We start from the raw sequence: 18,260 nt of genomic DNA, 5'->3' as shown, positions 1-18,260 counted from the left end.
CGGAGGCGGTGCTCGCGACGAGGCCGCCCACGAAGAACGACCAGAGCAGCAGGTTGGCGACGACCGACTTCACGGTGGCGAGCAGCGACTTCACGGGTTCTTTCCTTCGGGGTGGGGGACGCGTGGGTCTCTTTCGATCTCTGTCCACCACGATCCCGTCGCCCGCCCGCCGCCACGAGGGACCGTCCTCCCGAACCCATGGTGCAGCCCGCTCCACCATGGGGTGCGTCGCCCGCCGGCCTGATGCCACGCTGCATGGGTACGACGGACGGGAGGCAGAGATGGCGATCGCCGCGTTGGTGCTGGACGCGGGTGGTGTCCTGGTGCGCCAGGGACCCATGCACGCCCGGGCGGACTGGGAGACGGATCACGGCAGGCCGCCCGGGTTCCTGACCGAGGCGCTGGGCCGCGCGATCGGTGCCGGTTGGGAAGGCGGCCGCTCGTTGGACGCGATCCATGGCGCACTGCTGTCGCTCACAGGCCTCCCGGCGGCCGAACTCCCGTCCCTGTTGGACGTGTTGGGCGCCCACGAGGTCCTGGATCCGGGCCTCGTGGGGTTCCTTCGGAGGCTGCGGCCCCGCTACCGCACCGCCATCCTGGCCAACGCCGGTGCGGGCCGTCGCGCCGAACTGACGCGCCTCGGTGCCGTCGAACTCGTGGACCTGGTCGTCGTGTCCGCGGAGGAAGGCATCAGCAAGCCGGATCCCGACATCTACGTCAGGACGGCCGGGCGGCTCGAAGTGCCGCCCGGGGAGTGCCTGTTCGTGGACGACAAGCCCGCGAACGTGGCGGGCGCGAAGGACGCCGGCATGCGGGCGGTGCTGTTCACCGGCGCGGACGACCTGCGGGACACCTTCGACCGGCTCGCCCACGAGACCGTCTGACGCCGCCGCGGCCCGGGCCCCATAGGCCGGGCCAAACACTCTACTTATGCTTTCCGTTCCCAAAAGATATTGTTCAATGAGAAGTGGTCGGCGAGGGAAGTGAAGGCCATGGCGGAGAGTGTGCGGCCGGTGGTCAGCAGGCGCCGGGAGCTCGGTGACGTCAGCGCGCGGTCGCTGCTGACGACGATGCTCGGTGAGTACGTACTGCCCCAGGGCACCCCGGTGTGGACCTCGGCGCTGGTGGACGCGTTGGCGATGTTCGGTGTCGAGGAGAAGTCGGCCCGGCAGGCGCTGGCCCGGACCGCCGCGGAAGGGTGGCTGGCCTCGGAGCGGGTGGGCCGCCGGGTGCGCTGGGTGCTCACGCCGCCGGGGCGGCGGCTGCTGACCGAGGGCGCGCAGCGCATATACGACTTCGGCAGTGGCGAACGCGCCTGGGACGGAACGTGGTTGGTGGTCCTGGTCTCGGTGCCCGAGTCCAAGAGGGATCTGCGCCACCGCGTCCGCACGCGCCTCACCTGGGCCGGCTTCGGCTCCCCGGAGCCCGGCGTCTGGATCACGCCCCACGCCGATCGCGAGGCGGAGGCCCTCGGCGTCCTGAAGGAACTCGGGCTCGCCGACGACGCGATGTCCTTCACCGCCACCTACGGCGCCGTGGGCAGCGAGGCGGCGATGGTGACCCGCGCGTGGGACCTCAGCGAGGTGGAGGACCGCTACGAGGCGTTCATCGACGAGTTCACCGGACTGCGCCCGCCGGACGGTGACGCCGTCCTGCAGGCTCAGACCATGCTGGTGCACGAGTGGCGCCGCTTCCCGTTCCTCGACCCACGGCTGCCGCCCAAGCTGCTGCCCCCGGGCTGGAGCGGCGCCAAGGCGGCCGGCCTCTTCCACAGCAGGCACGCCGAGTGGAGTACGGCGGCCCAGCGGCGCTGGGAACAACTGGAGGGTTAGACACCCAACCCGGGAAACACCTTGGCCGCGTTGCCCGACAACACCGCACACAACGTCTCCTCGGGCAGCCCCAGTTCCCGCAGCGCGGCGACGTTGCGGGACGTACCCGGGACGCCCGGCCAGTCGGTGCCGAAGATCCACCGGGTGGCCAGCCTCGGCAGGTCGAAACGGGCGTAGTACTCGGGCAGTTTGCGCGGTGGCAGTCCTGCGAGGTCCAGCCAGACGTTCGGCCGGGTCAGGGCGAGGAAGGCCGCGGTGTCGTACCACCAGCCCCGCCCGCCGTGCGCGAAGACGAACTGCACGTCCGGGAAGTCCTCCACGGCGTCGAGCAGCAGCTGCGGATCGCCGAACCGGGCCCTGGCACCGGGGAAGCTGGACGTGCCGGAGTGCACGATCACCGGCACACCGCGCTCGGCACACCGTGCGTACAGCGGGTACAACTCCTTGTCGGCGGGATCGAACCCGCCGTGCACCGGGTGGAGTTTGACGGCGACCGCGCCCAGGTCCAGTTGCCGTTCGGCCTCCGCCACCACCGGGTGGTGCAGGTGCGGATTGATGTTCGCCACCAGGCGGAAGCGGACCGGGTTGTACGCGACGATCGGCAGCAGGTCCTCGATCGGCTGGATGCCGGTGACGCGCGGACTGTACTCGCAGAACAGCAGCGCGCGGTCCACGCCCTCCGACTCCAGCAGGGCGTCCAGCCGCTCGGGCACGGGGTCGCCCCGCGAGTCGTAGGCGTCGCGCCACGGATAGCCCCGGGAGAAGGTCTGCGCCCACTCGAACCAGTCCGGCTTGAGTGTGGACAGCCGCGGGACGTGGACGTGCGCGTCGACCACGGTCTCGCTGTCGATCACCGCGCCTCCTCCGCCCAGGAACCGTCGCGGACCATCGCGCGCAGCACATTGCGGCGGATCTTGCCGGTGGCCGTACGGGGCAGCTCGGGCAGCCCGATGACCGCGCGCGGGCGCTTGAAGGCGGCCAGGCCTTCGCGGCACCAGGCGACCAGGGCGTCCGGGTCGACCTCGTGGCCGGGGCTCGGCACCACGCAGGCGACCGGCTTGTCCAGGCCGTCCGCGTCCCGCGCACCCACCACGGCGACCTCGGCCACGTCCGGATGGGCCAGCAGCCGCTCCTCGACCTCGGCGGGCGAGACCCAGATGCCGCCCGCCTTGAGCAGGTCGTTGGTGCGGCCCATGCAGGTGTAGGTGCCGTCGCCGTTGCGGACGTAGGTGTCTCCGGTGCGCACCCAGTCGCCCAGGAAGACCTGACGGCTGGTCTCGGCCCGGCACCAGTATCCGACGGCGGCGGACTCCCCGCGCACGTAGAGCTCGCCAGGCACGCCGTCGCCCTCCACGATGCGGCCCTCGACGTCCCGCAACTCCACGGTGTACCCCGGAACAGGTGCGCCGGAGGAGCCCGGATGGACCTGCCCCTGCCGGTTGGACATGAAGATGTGCAGCATCTCGGTCGACCCGATGCCGTCCAGCACCTCGACTCCGAACCGCTCCAGCATCCCCCGGTAGATCCGCGCCGGCAGCGCCTCACCGGCCGAGACACCGAGGCGTACGGTCGCGAACGCGTCGTCCGGCACGTCGAGGCTCGCGAGCAGCGCCCCGAGGAACCCGGGCACGCCGAACAGGACGGTGGCCCGGTCGGTCGCCGCCCGCTTGGCGAACAGCGCGGGGGAGGGGCGGGCGGGCTCCAGTACGGCCGTCCCGCCCACCGCCAGCGGGAAGAACATCGAGTTGCCGAGGCCGTAGGCGAAGAAGAGCTTGGCGACGGACAGGCAGCGGTCCTCGGGACCGATGCCGAGCACCTGCCGGCCGTAGGTCTCCGCCACGAACCTGACGTCGGCGTGCCGGTGCATCGCCGCCTTGGGTGTGCCCGTGGTGCCGGAGGTGTACAGCCACAGGGCGGGGGAGTCCGGCCAGGTGGGATACGGCTCCTCGTCGGTGCCCGCGTCCAGCAGTCGCCGCCAGTCGCCGCCCAGCACGAGGTGCTCGACCTCCGGGGCCTGCTGCACGGCCGTCCGCACCACCGAGACGAACTCCGCCGACCCCAGCACCACTCGGCTACGGCAGTCCGCGATCAGGCTGCCCAGTTCCGCCCCGGTGAGCATGGTCGAGGCGGGCACGGCCACCGCGCCGATGCGGAAGGCGGCGAGGATGCCGGTGAACAGCTCGATGTCGTCCGCCATGCAGAACAGGACGCGCTCCTCCGGCCGCACACCGAGGGCACGCAGTCCGGCGGCCACCCGGCGGACCTCGCCGGACAGTTCCTCGTAGGACAGGCTCCGAGTAGGAGTGACCACGGCCGTACGGGCGCCGTTGCCCTCTCTCGGATGCCGGTCGACCAGCCACTCCGCCGCGTTGAACACCTCGGGCATCCGGACCGCCTCACACCAGTCGGACGTACTCGTAGTCGAACGGTTTGCCGTTGATGCCGTTGACCGGCGGTGCCACCCAGCTCGCGATCTTCCCTCGCTCGTACACCGGCTGCATCAACGACCGTACGAAGGCCAGGTCCTCGGCGGTCGGGAGCCAGCGTCGGCGGCTCGCCTCCCAGGTCTCCTCGTCGAGGATCGTGCCCTCAGGGGTCACGTGGTGACCGGCGGCCAGGCCGACGTGGCGGTTGAAAGCGGGGTGCGGGAGCTTCAGCCGGATGTCGATGCCGTGCTCGTCCAGGATCCGGTTCCAGCGCTTGACGCCGGTCTGGCAGTCGGCGATGTACTCGTCGCGCAGGTCCAGGTTGAGGGCGAGCAGTGCGGGGACCTCGTCGACCGCCCAGGCGCCGTCCTCGCCCGGCTTGTCCAACCGGACGCCGTCCTCGGTGAGCCGGTGGTCGTCCCCCCGGCGCTCCTCCTGCCAGCGGCCCTTGAGCCCGGCGGTGTAGTAGTTGGCCGCGTTGGTGGAGGTCTCGCCGCCGAAGAGGTCGAGGGAGACCGTGTAGTGGAAGTTGATGTACTTCTGGATGATGTCCAGCGGGATGCCGCCGCAGGCCGCGATGTCCAACGTGTCGTGCTCGCCGATGAGTTGGGCGCTCCGGGTCACCACCCGGTCGACACCCGTCGTGCCCACCATCATGTGGTGCGCCTCCTCCTTCAGCATGAAGGTGCAGGTGCGCGACAGCGGGTCGAAGGCGCTCTCCTTGAGTGAACCGAGCTGGTACTTGCCGTCCCGGTCGGTGAAGTACGTGAACATGTAGAAGGCCAGCCAGTCGGCGGTCTCCTCGTTGAACGCGCCCAGGATGCGCGGCGAGTCGGGGCTGCCGGAGTTGCGGTAGAGCAGCGCCTCGGCCTCCTCGCGGCCCTCCCGGCCGAAGTAGGCGTGCAGCAGGTAGACCATCGCCCACAGATGCCGGCCCTCCTCCACGTTGACCTGGAAGAGGTTGCGCAGGTCGTACAGGCTCGGCGCGGACAGGCCCAGCAGGCGCTGCTGTTCGACGGAGGCCGGCTCGGTGTCGCCCTGTATGACGATCAGCCGCTGCAGGTCGGCGCGGTACTCGCCGGGTATCTGCTGCCACACCGGCTCGCCCTTGTGCTCACCGAAGGCGACACGCCGGTCGGGGGTGGGCTCGGCCAGGAAGATGCCCCAGCGGTAGTCGGGCGGGTTGACGTGGTCGAAGTGGGCCCAGCCGTCGCGGCCCACCGACACGGCGGTGCGCAGGTAGACGCCCCGGTTCTCCAGTGAAGGGCCCATCTCGCCCCACCAGTTGAGGAACTTCGGCTGCCAGCCCTCAAGGGCCCGCTGCAGTCGGCGGTCGTCGGCGAGGTCGACGTTGTTGGGGATCCTCGAGTCGTAGTCGATCTTCGTGGGCATCGGCTCACACTCGCTTCCGGTCGTGGACCGCCTTCTGTCCGGTGCCGTAGCGGCGCAACGCGCCTTCCGGGCCGGAGGCGTTGGGGCGTATGAAGATCCAGTTCTGCCAGGCGCTGAGCCGGCCGAAGATCTTGGTCTCGATGGTCTCCGGGCCGACGAACCGGTGATTGGCCTCCATGCCGGTGAGGGCGTCCGGGCTCAACGCCGCCCGGCCTTCGAGGACGATGCGGATCTCGTCCTCCCAGTCGATGTCGTCGGGTGCGTCGGTGACGAGGCCGAGTTCGCGGGCCTGGGCGGGGCTCAGGGGCTGCCCGGCCTCGCGGCGCAGCCAGTCGAGGTGGTCGTCCTGCTGATAGAAGCGGGACTGGAGGCGGGTCAGGCCGTTCCCCATCGGGAAGGCTCCGAAGTTCGCCTCGGAGAGGGCGAGGTGGGCGCGCAGGTCGCTGTCGGGGTCCTCGATAGGCGGACCGTCCAGCATGTACTGCAGATCGCAGGCCAGGGCCAGCTCCAGCAGCAGTCCCGCGAAGCAACTTCCCGGTTCTATCAGGGCGATGAGGCTGCGGCTGGTGACGTCGAGGCGTTTCAGCGTGCGTTTGTAGTAGTGCAGGATCTCGTTGGAGAACCAGTCGCCCTGTGGGCTCAACAGGGCCTGCTCGTGGGCCAGTACGCGTGCGGAGTCGCCCTCCGTGCGCAGCACCCAGGTGCCCATTTCGGTCTCGTTGGTCCTCAGCCGCAGGATCAGGTCGTCCAGTTCGCGGGTCATGGCCAGCAGCCAGCCGTCGGCGCCCTGGGCGTGCAGGGAGGACGGGGCGTCCTCGTCGGGCCCTCGTACGGTGATGCGGACCAGGCTCAGCGGACGGTCGTACTCGGCGCGTACGTATGTGTAGGCGATGCCCGCCTCGCTGATCTCCCGCTCCAGTGGAGGCAGTTGAACACCCCGGGCGTCCGCCGGACGTGTGCTCCCCGAGGCCGCCTCGAGGGCCCGCTGCTCGACCACCGCCCGGAACTCCCGGCGCGGCACGACCTCGTCGACCAGCCGCCAGTCCACCGCCGTCTTGCCCCGCACGCCGTCGCTGCGGGTGGCGAAGAGGTCGGCCAGGTCCTTGCGGACGCGGCGCTTGTCGACCACGCGGGTCAGCCCGCCGGTGCCCGGCAGGACGCCGAGCAGAGGGACTTCGGGCAGGGCCACCGAAGAGGAGTTGTCGTCGACCAGCAGGATGCGGTCGCAGGCGAGCGCCAGCTCGTAACCGCCGCCCGCGCAGGAGCCGTTGACCGCGGCGATGAAGGTGATCCCCGAGTGCTCGGAGGCGTCCTCCATGCTGTTGCGGGTCTCGTTGGTGAACTTGCAGAAGTTCACCTTCCAGTGGTGCTCGGAGGCCGCCAGCATGCGGATGTTGGCCCCGGCGCAGAAGACCTTGTCCTTGGCGCTGGTCACCACCACCGACCGCACCTCGGGATGCTCGAACCGCAGGCGCTGCAGGGCGTCGTACAACTCGATGTCCACGCCCAGGTCGTAGGAGTTGAGCTTCAGCTCGTAGCCCGGCACCAGGCCGCCCTGCTCGTCGACGTCCAGCTCCAGCCAGGCCACCGGTCCGTCCGTGCTGAGCTTCCAGTGCCGGTATGCGTCCGGGCTCCGGTCGAACGACACCACCACCATGACGAGCGCCTCCTCGCGCTAGCACGGGTACCGATACAGGCATCCTCTACAGGGTTTCCGTTGTGCGTCAAGGTTCTGTAGAACTATTGGCGCTGTGGGCCATAGGTCGCGGCGCAGCGGAAGTTCGTTGCGTCGTCCGTACTTCCGTGACCGGTGTAGCGGGGGACGGTGGGCCAGAGGCACAGCGGCCGGGTGAGGTCCCCGTTCCGGCCGGCCAGGGTCTTCGGGGCCTTGCCGTCCTCGACCCACTTCACCAGCGCGGCGAGCGGATCGACGGGAGCGGCGCCGGGGCCGCCGTTGCAGTGCTCGACGCCGGGCGCCATGAACAGCCGGGCGAACTGCTCGGTGCGGTGCGGCCCGCCCATCGCGGAGGTCAGACGCTGGTAGTAGTCGATGGTGCCCTGCGGGAAGATCAGCTCGTCGGCCCACCCGTGCCAGAGGATCAGCTTGCCGCCACCGTTCCGGAAGGCGCCGAGGTCGGGGTCGTCGGTGCCGAGAACGTCGTGGTACTCGGCCCGGGACCGGTCGAAATAGTCGGCGAAGTCGGCCGTGGTGACGGTACGCCAGTCGAAGTCCGGGTCCTTGGCCAGCCACCAGCGGAACCAGTCGGCCGTGATCGGGAAGGGTTCGGGTTCCAGCGCGGAGGTGCTGCCGGCGAGTCCGGTGAACGGGGCGCCCGGCTCCAGGCCGTACCAGAGGAAGGAGCCGTCCTGTCGACGCGGTCCCTGCCAGATCTTCTCGACGACGGCCGCGTCCTCGGCGGTGATGGTGCCGCAGGGTGTCTCCTTGCCGATCAGCACCGAGGGATCGAAGCGGCAGGTCCGGGGATCCACGATTCCGTCCGGCACGCCGTCCTTGGCGTCGCAGGCGGCGACGACCGCTTCCTCGACCGCCTCGAAGACGCATGGGGCGACCACGTGGCCGCTCTCCCGCATCACGATCTGCGGCCACAACTCCGAGGGGATGAACCGGTCCCAGTTGATGGCGGGTGCCGCGGAGAGGATGCCGTCGTAGTCCTCCGGGTGGCGCTGGGCCTCCATCAGGCCCTGCCTGCCGCCGGTGGAGCAGCCGTTCCAGTAGGAGTGGGCGGCCGGGCGGCCGTAGTAGGCCCGGGTCACCGTCTTGCCCTTGAGGGTCATCTCGTGGACCGAACGCCGGGCGAAGTCGGTGATCAGGTCCTGCTTCATCCCGGTCGGCGACCATGCCCAGGCGCCGGACAGCGGGGATCCGGTGTGGCCGGTGTCCGTGGCCGCCGCGGCGTAACCCGCTGCCGCGGCGTCGTCGGGTGGCGTGAGGACGCCCGCGTAACCGCCGCCTCCGACGCCCTGGAAACGTCCGTTCCAGTCGTGCCTCGGCAGGGAGACCGCGATGTTGATGCTGCCGGGTACGAGCAGCCGTACGTGGCAGATCGCGGCCGTCTCCTCGGCGCCGGTGACCCGGGTGCCGTCGGAGAAGGTCAGCTCGGTCAGGCTCGCGCAGGATCTGACCGGATCACCGGGCGCCGAGACGGCACGACTTGCCGGGGCCAGGACGGTCAGGCCGATCGTGAGGACGAGGCCGGACAGGACGGCACACCACGAACGGGACGGTTGCATCGACTCTGCTCCCTCTCTCGGCGGACCGTGGGCAGGGGCACATCTCCGACCACGGCTCGTACGTCCGGGTCAGCCCACGCCGAGAAGGCTGTGGGCCCGCTCCCGGTCCTGGCGGAAGTCGGCGGTGGAACTCCGGTGCACGATGCGGCCCTTGCGCATCACGGCCACCTCGTCGGCGAGGCGGAAGGCGAGGTGCAGGTCCTGTTCCACCAGCACGGCCGCGATCCCCTCGCCGCGCAGGCCTTCCAGCAGCCCCGCGATCCGGTCGACGACCGCGGGCGCGAGGCCGTCCGAAGGTTCGTCCAGGAGCAGCAGCCGCGGGTTCCGCAGCAGCGCCCGGCCGATGGCCAGCATCTGCTGCTCTCCGCCGGAGAGTTGGTCGCCCCGGTGGGCGCGCCGCTCGGCGAGCGGGGGCATCAACTCGTAGACCCGCTCCCGTGTCCAGGCTCCGTGCTCGCCCCTCGACCCGATGCGCAGGTTCTCCTCGACCGTGAGGGGCGCGAACACGCGGCGGCCCTGCGGCACGATCGCGACACCGTGGCGGGCGACGGTGTGCGCGGCCGCTCCGGCGAGTTCGTGACCGTCCACACGGATGCTGCCGGAGTACGGCTTGAGCAGGCCCATCACCGTGTGGACGAAGGTGGTCTTGCCGACGCCGTTGCGGCCGAGCAGCGCCACGACGGTGCCGGCGGGAACGGCGAAGTCGACGCCGTCCAGCACGGTGGTGCCCGCGTAGCCGGCGTGCAGGTCGCGCACAGCGAGCGCGTCGGTCCCGGTCATCCTGGTCCTCCGGCCTCGGTGAACAGGTCCTCGGTCCTGGCCGCGCCGAGATAGGCCCGCCGGACCTCCTCGTCGGCCCGGATCTCCTGCGGCGGTCCGGAGGCGAGGACCCGGCCCAGGTGCAGCACCGTGACCCGGCGGGCGAGGCGGAACACCACATCCAGGTCGTGCTCGACGACGAGGACGGTCAGCTCCTCGGGGAGACGTTCCAGCAGGGCCACGAACCGCTCGGTCTCGGCGGCGGACATCCCCGCGGTGGGCTCGTCGAACATCACCAGGGCGGGTTCGGCGGCGAGCACCATCGCGACCTCGAGCTGCCGCCGCTCGCCGTGGGACAGCGCGGCCGCCTTGTCCCGGGTACGTCCGGACAGCCCGACCGAGTCCAGATGGCGGCGCGCCTCGGCCTCGGTGCGCCGAAAGCGCCGTGCCGCGCGGTCGCAGCGATGGGCCACCCGATGGACGCGCTGGACGGCGAGCGCGACGTTGTCCAGTACGGAGCAGTCGAGGAACAGGCTGGAGTGCTGGTAGGTGCGAACCATGCCGCGCCGGGCCCGCTCCGCCTCCGGCAGTGCGGTGACGTCCTGCCCGTTCAGCAGGATGCTCCCGCCCGAAGCGCGGAGCGTTCCGGCCACGGTGGCGAACAGGGTCGACTTCCCGGCTCCATTGGGCCCGATCAGCGCGTGCCGCTCGCCCCGGGTGATCGCCAGGTCCACCTGATCGACGGCCGTGAGCGAGCCGTAGGAGCGGGTCAGCCCCCGTAGTTCCAGAAGGGGAGTCATGAGGGGTTCTCCTTACGGCGGCGCGCGGCGGCGAGGATGCGGGCACCCGTGAGGCCGGCCAGGCCGCGCGGCGCCAGCAGGACCACGGCGATGAACACCGTGCCCAGCACCAGTGGGCCGTGGCCGCCGATCGAGGGGGAGAGGTTGTCGCGGACGAGCAGGACGAGCGCCGCGCCCAGACAGGGCCCCCACAGGCTGCCCGGACCTCCGACGACCACGCTGAGCAGTGCCAGTGCCGCGACCTCGAACCCCATGTCACCGGGCGAGACGAACCGGGCCTGCTGCGCCCACAGGGCACCGCCCGCTCCCGCGACGGCACCGGCCAGACAGAAGACGCCGTACCTCGCGAGTGCCGGGCGGTAGCCGAGCGCCCGCATCCGGGCCTCGTTGTCGCGGATTCCGCGCAGCGTCCTGCCGTACGGGGAACGGACGACCAGCGCCACCCCCGCGAACACCAGGACCGCCACGGCGAGCACCCACCAGTACACGAACCCCGCGGCCGTCAGCGGTGGACCCCCGAACAGGCTGATCGGGGGCATCCCGGCAAGCCCGTTGCTGCCGCCCACGGTCGACCAGGTGCCGGCCAGCTGGTGCACCGACTCGCCGATCGCCAGGGTGAGCATGAGGAACACGATGCCGCGGGCGCGTACGGCGACCCATCCGGTGACCGCGGCCGCCACCAGGCCCATGACGAGGCCCCCCAGCGCCTGCACCATCGCGTCCGGCGTGAGGTGGATCCCGATCAGCACCGCCGTGTAGGCGCCGACACCGAAGTACGCCGCCTGCCCCAGCGAAGGCAGCCCGGTGACACCGGTCAGCAGGTCGACGCCGAGCACGAGCACCGCGAACGCGAGCATCCGGGTCATCGCCGTCACCGGATACGGGCCGAGGAACAGCGGGGTCGCCGCCAGCAGCGCGACGACCGCGACGGTGACCACGGCCCGTCGGCGCCCCGGCCGGTCGGCGCCGTCGGCGGTGCCGGTCCGCAGGGGTTCCACGGCGGGTGTTGTGCCGTCGAGCATCGCCTTGGCCGCCTTCACGCGTGCACCGCCGACCGCGCGGGGAGCAGACCCGCCGGCCGCAGCAGGAGGACCAGGGCCATCGCCGCGAAGACGAGGAACGGCGCGTACTCCGGCAGCAGTGCGGTCCCGAGCGCCTGCACCTGTCCGATCAGTACGGCGCCGAGCAGCGCGCCACGGACCGAGCCCAGGCCGCCGATCACCACCACGACCAGCGCGAGCAGCAGCACCTTCTCGTCCAGGCCGGGCTGGGCGCCCAGGATCGGGCCGGCCAGGACGCCGCCGACCGCGGCCAGCGCCGCCCCCGCCGCGAAGACCCCGACCAGCACCCGGCCGGTGTTGACGCCGAGCGCGGCGACCATGGCGCGGTCGGCGACGGTGGCGCGGATGAGCGAGCCCAGCGGGCTGCGCTCCACCAGGACGTACACGGCCACCGCGAGCACGGCGCCGAACCCGATCACCAGCAACCGGTAGACCGGGTACGTCTCGCCGAGCACCGTGACGCCGCCGCCGACCGGCGCGGGGGCGGCGATGGAGTGCACGTCGTTGCCGAAGGCCGCCGACAGTACTTCGGCGACCACCAGGGCCACGCCGAGCGTGAGCAGGGCCTGGTCGAGGTGGTGGGGCGTGGCCCGCGTCAACGTGGCCAGCAGGCCGCCGAGCAGGGCCCCGGCCACGGCGGCGGCCAGCACGGACAGGACGAAGGGCGCCACCCCCGCACCGTCTCCGACCAGTGCCACCGCGACATAGGCACCGACCAGGTAGACCGCGCCATGGGCGAGGTTCAGCACGTCCATCATGCCGAACACCAGGGACAGGCCCAGCGCGATCGCGAACAACAGGGAGCCCATCGCCAGCCCGTTGAGGACGCTCACCAGATAGGTAGTCATCCCGGCCCGCTCAGCCCAGCTCGCCGAGCACCGTGTTGACGGCCGTGCCCGCCTCGGCACGGACCTCGCGCAGGTAGTACGTCTGCTCCGCGTTGTGGTCGGCGTCGAACTTCCAGGTGCCCCGGGGGCTGTTGATCGAACCGATGCCCCTCAGTGCCTCGACCAGTGCCTTACCGCTGTCGCCACTCGCCTCGGCCAGCGCCGTGTCGAGGACTCCGGCGGTGTCGTACCCCTGCACGGCGTAGACCGTCGGTGACTTCCCGGCCTTCTCGGTGTAGGCGTCCACGAACTCCTTGTTCCGTGCGCTGTCCAGTTGGGTCGAGTAGTGCAGGGAGGTCTTCACGCCGACCGCGGCCGTGCCCTGTGCGGCGAGCACCCCGCCCTCGGTGAGGAAACCGGTGCCGTACAGCGGTGTCCGGCCGGCGAGCCCGAACTGCTTGTACTGCTTGACGAAGCTCACCGCCTCGGCGCCGGCGTAGAAGGCGAACACGGCCTTTGCGCCGGACTTGCGGATGGCCGACAGGTAGGGCTGGAAGTCCTGGGTCGTACCGAAGGGGGTGTACTTCTCACCCGCGACCTTGCCGCCGGCGGCCTCGAAGGTCTTGCGGAACCCCGCGACCATCTCCTTGCCGGCGGCGTAGTCGGCGGCGATGAGGTAGACGCTTCCCTCGGCCTCCTCGGCGACGGTCGGGCCCAGTGCGGCGGACACCTTGCCGTTGCTGAAACTCGTACGCCACACGTAGTCGGACTTGCGGGTCCCGGTGATGTCGTCGGCTCCGGCGTTGGCGATCAGCAACGGCTTCTCGGACTCGTCGAAGAAGTCGCGCAGACCCAGTGCGGTGGCCGAGTTGACCACCCCGGCGACCGCGGTGACCCGGTCCTGGGTGACGAGTTTCTGAGCGGCGGGCACGCCGGTCTGCGGACCCTCGCCCTCGTCGGCGGTCACGAGTTCGACGTCGCGCCCGCCGAGCTTGCCGTCGTGCTCGTCGAGGTAGAGCTGAAAGCCGTCGCGCAGGTCTTCGCCGATCGGTGCGTAGACGCCCGACAGCGGTACCAGCAGCCCGATCTTGACCGTGCCGTCGGACCGGCCGTCTCCGGACCCGTTCCCGCCGTTCTCGTCGAGGCTCGACCCACAACCCGTCAGCAGGAGGGCACCCAGGGCGAGTCCGGCGATCGTTCTGTTCAGAGAGAAGGCAGAGACAGCACCCATGACAGCTCCTGAGGTGGGCCGGGGTGTGCAGGATGCCGCCAGAATCTACAACTCTTCGCCGTACCGTCAAGACTCTGTAATAGGTGGACCGGGCATCCGCATCACCGCATTCGGTATCACCGGCCGTGACCACCCGCTGAAAGCGGCCGTTGGCGAGGGCATGATCCACATCAAGCGTGGACTCGCCACGGCCGCCGTAGCGGTCGCTGTCATCTGAGGCCTCGTGGCCCCCGCCACCGACAACGTCCCCTGCCACAGCCCCACCCAGAGGAACCCGACCGACCCCAGCACCGGTCGGGCATGGCCGGACACCGAGGTCAGGTACTGCAACCTCACCCGCGGGGTTGGGCATCTCGAACAGGGCGGTGCCGCCAAGTGGTTCGTCACGGAGATGAAGGGCGAGACCTACCGGGACGGTGCCGCCGAGAACTACTGGTGGGGCAGCACGATGGCGGACAACGGCAGGTGGGGCTGGGTGCCGGAGGTCCACTTCGCGGGCGGCGACAACAACGAGGACGCCGCCGGCCTGCTGATGCCCGGCACCTACACGTGCGCCAACAGCTGTCCGCCGCTGCCGTTCTGGGCGCGCTGACCTGTCGTTTCTTGACGTCCCACCGCGCTCTGCCTAGCTTCGAGCGGACACCTCCGGACAGGCAGGCAGGCGATGGTGGACTCCTCGACATCGGACTCTTCGACAGCGGACTCTTCGCATTCCCAGGACGGCAGATCCGCGGGCCGGCAGCTCCAGTTGGAGACGCACGGGCTCGACGTGATCGGTGACGCCGAGCGCAAGGGCACCCCGCGGACGCTGTTCTGGCCGTGGTTCGGGGCCAACGTCTCGATCCTCGGCCTGAGTTACGGGGCCTTCGCGCTCGGGTTCGGGATCTCCTTCTGGCAGGCGCTGGTCGCCGGAGTGATCGGCATCGTCTTCTCGTTCCTGTTGTGCGGTTTCGTCGCGGTCGCCGGCAAGCGCGGCTCGGCGCCGACGATGGTGCTCAGCCGCGCCGCCTACGGCGTGCGCGGCAACCGCCTCCCGTCGGTGGTCTCCTGGGTCCTCACCGTCGGCTGGGAGACCGTGCTGTGTGCCCTCGCCACCATGGCCACCGCGACCGTGTTCGGCCGGCTCGGCTGGGGCGGCGGTACCGGGACCCAGGTGGTCGCCCTGATCGTGGTCGCCGGGCTCACCGTCGTCGGCGGCGTGATGGGCTTCGACCTGATCATGCGCCTGCAGACCGTGATCACCGTGGTGACGGGCGTGCTCACCGTGGTCTACATCGCGCTCGTCGCCGACCACATCCACTGGAGCACCGTCAGCGCCCTCCCGGCGGGCTCCGCCCAGGAGTTCATCGGCGCGCTGGTCTTCATGATGACCGGCTTCGGCCTCGGCTGGGTCAACGCCGCCGCCGACTACTCCCGCTATCTGCCGCGCACCTCGTCCGGCCGGGGCGTGGTCGGCTGGACCGCCTTCGGCGCCTCCGTGGCACCCCTGCTCCTGCTGGTCTTCGGACTGCTGCTGGCCGGCTCGTCCAGCAAGCTCAACGCGGCCGTCGCCGCCGACCCGATCGGCGCGCTCACCACGATCCTGCCCACCTGGTTCCTGGTCCCGTTCGCCGTGGTCGCGGTCCTCGGCCTGGTCGGCGGAGCCGTCCTCGACATCTACTCCTCCGGACTCGCCCTGCTCTCCGCCGGCCTGCGCATTCCCCGCTACCTGGCCGCACTCGTCGACGGCGTCCTGATGATCGCGGGCTCGATCTACATCGTGTTCGTCGCCGACGACTTCCTCGGCCAGTTCATGGGCTTCCTGACCACCCTCGGCGTCCCCATCGCCGCCTGGTGCGGCATCATGCTCGCCGACCTGGCCCTGCGCCGCCGCGACTACGACGAGGCCGACCTCTACCGCCCACGCGGCCGCTACGGCGACGTACCGCCCACCCCGCTGCTGCTCACCCTCGCCGCCACCGCCCTCGGCTGGGGCATGGTCACCAACTCGGCCGCGAGCTGGCTGGAGTGGCAGGGCTATCTGCTCGGCCCGTTCGGCCTCGGCGGCAAGACCGGCGCCTGGGCGTACGCCAACCTCGGCGTCCTGGCCGCCCTCGCGCTCGGCTTCCTCGGCACCCTCGCCCTGCGGCGCGGGCGCGTCCGCGAGCAGGAGGCCCAGGCGCCGAGCCCCACGGTGGACGAGGGAGCGATCGTATGACCACCGGGTTGCTCGCCGTCATCGACATGCAGCGCGTCTTCGCCGAGCCCGACAGCCCATGGGCCGCCCCTCGTTTCGCCGAGGCGGCGGCAGGTGTACGACAACTGCTGCCGGCGTTCGGCGACAGGGTGACGTTCACCCGCTTCCTGGCGCCCGACAAGCCCGTCGGAGCCTGGCGGGCCTACTACGAGCAGTGGCCTTTCGCGCTCCAGCCGCCGGACGCCCAACTGTGGGATCTGACCGAGGAGTTTGCGGGCCGTGCCCCGCATGTGCTGGACGCCACCACCTTCGGCAAGTGGACCCCGGAACTCGCCGCCCGCGTCGGCCTGGAGGGCCGTCTGGTCCTGGCCGGTGTGAGCACCGACTGCTGTGTGCTGTCCACCGCCCTGGCCGCTGCCGACGCGGGGGTCGAGGTTCTCGTGGCGGCCGACGCGTGTGCGGGGGCGGACGACGACTCGCATGCCAGGGCGCTGCACGTGATGGATCTGTACCAGCCACTGATCCGGGTGGTCACGGTGGCCGAACTGCTCTGAATCCGAGGCGGTATTGGCCTTATCCGGTCGGTACCCGGAAGCGCTTGCCGTGTTCAATCACTCGTATCGCATCACGAACGGACGGCCCCACACGTCAGGAGGCATCGTGATCGCCGTACCCGAACCCGGTCTGACCGAGCGCGAGATCGTCGAACGGGCCGTGGCCCTCAGGCCCGCCCTGCTCGAACGCCAGCCGGAGACCGAACGGCTCACGCACTACCCCAAGGACACCCACGACGACTTCCTGCGCGCCGGCTTCTACCGGATCCTCCAGCCGCGGCGTTACGGCGGCTACGAGTTCGGCCTGCCCGTCTTCTACCGCGTGGTCGTGGAGATCGCGCGCGGCTGCCCCTCCACCGGCTGGGCCCTGTCCCTGACCGCGGCCCATGTGCTCCAGGCCGCCGGGGTCTTCGAGGAGAAGGCGCAGGACGAGTTCTTCGGCACCGACGGCGACTTCCGGGCAGCGTCCACGGTCCTGCCGATCGGCGTCGCCCAGCCCGACGGCGACGACCACGTCGTCCTGGACGGCACCTGGCCGTACTCCTCGGGCGCCCCCTACTCCACGCACTACGTCGGCCAGACCCTGCGCGCCCCCGACCGGCCCGGCGATCCGCCGGGACCGCCGGTGCTGTTCGTCGCCCCGCGCTCGGTGTGGACGGTGCTCGACGACTGGCACGGCGTGCTCGGTCTGCGCGGCACCGGCTCCAACAGCATCCACATGGAGCAAGCCCGCATCCCGGCGTACTTCACCCGTGAGGTGAGCCTGCTCGACCTGCCGACAGTGGGCGGCAGCGTCGGCTCCGCACTGCACGGCAATCCGATGTACGCGGGGCGGGCACCCAGCTTCTTCCACGGCGAGCTGGCCGCCATCATGATCGGCACCGCGTACGCCGCCGCCGACGAGTACGCCCGGATCGTCGCCGCGCGCCCGCTGGCCCTGGAGCCGGACCGCACTCGCGCCGAGCTGCACGACTACCAGCGGCACCTCGGCGAGGCGCTGGGCCTGATCCACACCGCCGAGGCGGCGCTGCGGCAGACCGCCGAGGACTGGATGGAGACCTGCCGCCGCAACGTGGCCGGGGAATCCCCCTTCACGATCGTGGAGGACAACCGGTTGGCCCTGATGTTCCTGAACGCCGGACGCATGGCCTGGGACGTGCTGCAGGGGATCCTGTTCCGTACGGCGGGCTCCCGGTACGCCCGCGACGGTGAGCGGATGCAGCGCTACTTCCGGGACGCGGCCACGTACTGGACGCACGTCGGGGCGAGCATGGCGGAGCCTCTCGTGCGCCGGGTCGGCTGCGACCGCCTGGGGCTGCCCTCGGAGCACATTCCCCTGATTCCGTGAGCGCCGGAGGAATGCTCCGGGCGCGGTCGGGTACGCGAGCAGGACCGTACCCGGGGAGATCTTGCCCCGGGCGGCACGTACGACCGCCGCTACCAGGGGATCTGCCATGGACATACCCGCCAACGACCACACCGCCACCCCGGCCCAGCGGGCGCTGGACGCGCTGACGCAGAACACCGAGGACATCGCGGCGCTCGACACCCTCGCGACCAGTGAGGTGCTCGTCCCTGTGCCCGACGACGCCGCCGACGAGGACGTCGCCGTGGCGCTGCCCGTGCTGGAGCAGCAGGACGGTGCTCCGGTGGTGCCCGTGTTCACCTCGGAAGTCGAGATGGCCGAGCTGCTGCCGTTCGTCTCCCGCTACCGCCTGGTGCCGCTGGGCGCGCTCGCCGCGCAGTGGCCGGATGGTGACCTCTCGCTCACCATCGACGGCAGCTCGACGCATCCGCTGACCCTCACGTCGGAGGGCGTGCGCACGCTGCTGGCCCGGCCGTAGGGCTGAGCGACCCGCAATGCAGTGGGGCCCGGCCACCGTGACTCACGGATGGGGAGCGGCCGGGCCCGCGGGCGCGGGCCGTCTCCCGCTCCCGCACCCGGGTTCT

General features: G+C 70.8%; 18 protein-coding genes. 8 read left to right on the top strand and 10 right to left on the bottom strand.

Going from position 1 to position 18,260, the window contains the following annotated elements; all coding sequences use genetic code 11:
• Positions 1–281: 281 nt before the first annotated feature.
• Together IG08_RS55905 and IG08_RS0121680 are read left to right on the top strand one after the other, a co-directional pair.
• A complete protein-coding gene (locus IG08_RS55905; RefSeq protein WP_052424820.1) occupies positions 282–884 on the top strand; it encodes an HAD-IA family hydrolase in 603 nt (200 codons plus the stop codon).
• A gap of 108 nt (positions 885–992) precedes the next feature.
• Complete coding sequence (locus IG08_RS0121680; RefSeq protein WP_030604969.1) at positions 993–1,832, top strand: PaaX family transcriptional regulator; 840 nt, start codon at positions 993–995, stop codon at positions 1,830–1,832.
• On the opposite strand, the gene IG08_RS0121675 is transcribed toward IG08_RS0121680, so the two are convergent.
• The 10 genes from IG08_RS0121675 to IG08_RS0121630 form a co-directional block, all read right to left on the bottom strand.
• A complete protein-coding gene (locus tag IG08_RS0121675) occupies positions 1,829–2,686 on the bottom strand; it encodes an amidohydrolase family protein (RefSeq protein ID WP_030604966.1) in 858 nt (285 codons plus the stop codon). The two genes, IG08_RS0121680 and IG08_RS0121675, sit on opposite strands and share 4 nt — an antisense overlap.
• On the bottom strand, positions 2,683–4,218 hold the full coding sequence (locus IG08_RS0121670; protein ID WP_030604963.1) for a benzoate-CoA ligase family protein: 1,536 nt from the start codon (positions 4,216–4,218) through the stop codon (positions 2,683–2,685). The genes IG08_RS0121675 and IG08_RS0121670 overlap by 4 nt, the downstream gene beginning before the upstream one ends.
• A gap of 10 nt (positions 4,219–4,228) precedes the next feature.
• Positions 4,229–5,650, bottom strand: a complete 1,422-nt coding sequence (gene boxB / locus IG08_RS0121665) for a benzoyl-CoA 2,3-epoxidase subunit BoxB (protein ID WP_030604960.1) — start codon at positions 5,648–5,650, stop codon at positions 4,229–4,231.
• Between the two features lie 4 nt (positions 5,651–5,654).
• Positions 5,655–7,307 carry a 2,3-epoxybenzoyl-CoA dihydrolase gene (gene boxC, locus IG08_RS0121660; RefSeq protein WP_030604957.1) on the bottom strand — a complete coding sequence of 551 codons (1,653 nt, stop codon included), beginning with the start codon at positions 7,305–7,307 and terminating at the stop codon, positions 5,655–5,657.
• A gap of 83 nt (positions 7,308–7,390) precedes the next feature.
• Entirely contained in the window at positions 7,391–8,902 is a 1,512-nt protein-coding gene (locus IG08_RS0121655) for a tannase/feruloyl esterase family alpha/beta hydrolase (protein WP_030604954.1), read from the bottom strand.
• A gap of 69 nt (positions 8,903–8,971) precedes the next feature.
• Positions 8,972–9,682 carry an ABC transporter ATP-binding protein gene (locus tag IG08_RS0121650; protein ID WP_030604952.1) on the bottom strand — a complete coding sequence of 237 codons (711 nt, stop codon included), beginning with the start codon at positions 9,680–9,682 and terminating at the stop codon, positions 8,972–8,974.
• A complete protein-coding gene (locus tag IG08_RS0121645) occupies positions 9,679–10,461 on the bottom strand; it encodes an ABC transporter ATP-binding protein (RefSeq protein ID WP_052424819.1) in 783 nt (260 codons plus the stop codon). Before IG08_RS0121645 ends, IG08_RS0121650 begins: the two co-directional genes overlap by 4 nt.
• Positions 10,458–11,501, bottom strand: coding sequence for a branched-chain amino acid ABC transporter permease (locus IG08_RS0121640; RefSeq protein ID WP_052424818.1), 1,044 nt, complete (start codon positions 11,499–11,501; stop codon positions 10,458–10,460). Before IG08_RS0121640 ends, IG08_RS0121645 begins: the two co-directional genes overlap by 4 nt.
• A complete protein-coding gene (locus IG08_RS0121635) occupies positions 11,498–12,370 on the bottom strand; it encodes a branched-chain amino acid ABC transporter permease (RefSeq protein WP_030604944.1) in 873 nt (290 codons plus the stop codon). Before IG08_RS0121635 ends, IG08_RS0121640 begins: the two co-directional genes overlap by 4 nt.
• Before the next feature lie 10 nt (positions 12,371–12,380).
• Positions 12,381–13,580, bottom strand: a complete 1,200-nt coding sequence (locus IG08_RS0121630) for an ABC transporter substrate-binding protein (protein ID WP_030604940.1) — start codon at positions 13,578–13,580, stop codon at positions 12,381–12,383.
• Between the two features lie 25 nt (positions 13,581–13,605).
• Here IG08_RS0121630 and IG08_RS60185 point away from each other — a divergent pair, with 25 nt between their 5' ends.
• From IG08_RS60185 to IG08_RS0121605, 6 genes are all read left to right on the top strand, one after another.
• A complete protein-coding gene (locus tag IG08_RS60185) occupies positions 13,606–13,797 on the top strand; it encodes a hypothetical protein (protein ID WP_158812265.1) in 192 nt (63 codons plus the stop codon).
• Positions 13,798–13,803: 6 nt separating this feature from the next.
• Positions 13,804–14,172 carry a hypothetical protein gene (locus IG08_RS0121625; protein ID WP_030604938.1) on the top strand — a complete coding sequence of 123 codons (369 nt, stop codon included), beginning with the start codon at positions 13,804–13,806 and terminating at the stop codon, positions 14,170–14,172.
• Between the two features lie 72 nt (positions 14,173–14,244).
• Positions 14,245–15,777, top strand: a complete 1,533-nt coding sequence (locus tag IG08_RS0121620; RefSeq protein ID WP_052424817.1) for a purine-cytosine permease family protein — start codon at positions 14,245–14,247, stop codon at positions 15,775–15,777.
• A complete protein-coding gene (locus tag IG08_RS0121615) occupies positions 15,774–16,310 on the top strand; it encodes a cysteine hydrolase family protein (RefSeq protein ID WP_030604933.1) in 537 nt (178 codons plus the stop codon). Before IG08_RS0121620 ends, IG08_RS0121615 begins: the two co-directional genes overlap by 4 nt.
• A gap of 106 nt (positions 16,311–16,416) precedes the next feature.
• Positions 16,417–17,658, top strand: a complete 1,242-nt coding sequence (locus IG08_RS0121610; protein ID WP_030604931.1) for an acyl-CoA dehydrogenase family protein — start codon at positions 16,417–16,419, stop codon at positions 17,656–17,658.
• A 106-nt stretch (positions 17,659–17,764) separates the two neighbouring features.
• Complete coding sequence (locus tag IG08_RS0121605) at positions 17,765–18,154, top strand: SseB family protein (RefSeq protein WP_030604929.1); 390 nt, start codon at positions 17,765–17,767, stop codon at positions 18,152–18,154.
• Positions 18,155–18,260: the final 106 nt, after the last annotated feature.

It is taken from the genome of Streptomyces fulvoviolaceus, assembly GCF_000718165.1.
Lineage (GTDB): Bacteria > Actinomycetota > Actinomycetes > Streptomycetales > Streptomycetaceae > Streptomyces > Streptomyces fulvoviolaceus.
Note: the sequence above shows the minus strand (reverse complement) of the source record. Positions and strands in the feature narration are given on the sequence as shown.

Bases quoted from the DNA above. Each gene is read 5' to 3' on its own strand.
- IG08_RS0121620 (WP_052424817.1), top strand. From the start codon at position 14,245: ATGGTGGACTCCTCGACATCGGACTCTTCGACAGCGGACTCTTCGCAT.
- IG08_RS0121645 (WP_052424819.1), bottom strand. From the start codon at position 10,461: ATGACTCCCCTTCTGGAACTACGGGGGCTGACCCGCTCCTACGGCTCG.
- IG08_RS0121635 (WP_030604944.1), bottom strand. From the start codon at position 12,370: ATGACTACCTATCTGGTGAGCGTCCTCAACGGGCTGGCGATGGGCTCC.
- IG08_RS0121655 (WP_030604954.1), bottom strand. From the start codon at position 8,902: ATGCAACCGTCCCGTTCGTGGTGTGCCGTCCTGTCCGGCCTCGTCCTC.
- IG08_RS0121615 (WP_030604933.1), top strand. From the start codon at position 15,774: ATGACCACCGGGTTGCTCGCCGTCATCGACATGCAGCGCGTCTTCGCC.
- IG08_RS0121680 (WP_030604969.1), top strand. From the start codon at position 993: ATGGCGGAGAGTGTGCGGCCGGTGGTCAGCAGGCGCCGGGAGCTCGGT.
- IG08_RS0121670 (WP_030604963.1), bottom strand. From the start codon at position 4,218: ATGCCCGAGGTGTTCAACGCGGCGGAGTGGCTGGTCGACCGGCATCCG.
- IG08_RS0121605 (WP_030604929.1), top strand. From the start codon at position 17,765: ATGGACATACCCGCCAACGACCACACCGCCACCCCGGCCCAGCGGGCG.
- boxC (WP_030604957.1), bottom strand. From the start codon at position 7,307: ATGGTGGTGGTGTCGTTCGACCGGAGCCCGGACGCATACCGGCACTGG.
- IG08_RS0121650 (WP_030604952.1), bottom strand. From the start codon at position 9,682: ATGACCGGGACCGACGCGCTCGCTGTGCGCGACCTGCACGCCGGCTAC.
- IG08_RS0121630 (WP_030604940.1), bottom strand. From the start codon at position 13,580: ATGGGTGCTGTCTCTGCCTTCTCTCTGAACAGAACGATCGCCGGACTC.
- IG08_RS55905 (WP_052424820.1), top strand. From the start codon at position 282: ATGGCGATCGCCGCGTTGGTGCTGGACGCGGGTGGTGTCCTGGTGCGC.
- boxB (WP_030604960.1), bottom strand. From the start codon at position 5,650: ATGCCCACGAAGATCGACTACGACTCGAGGATCCCCAACAACGTCGAC.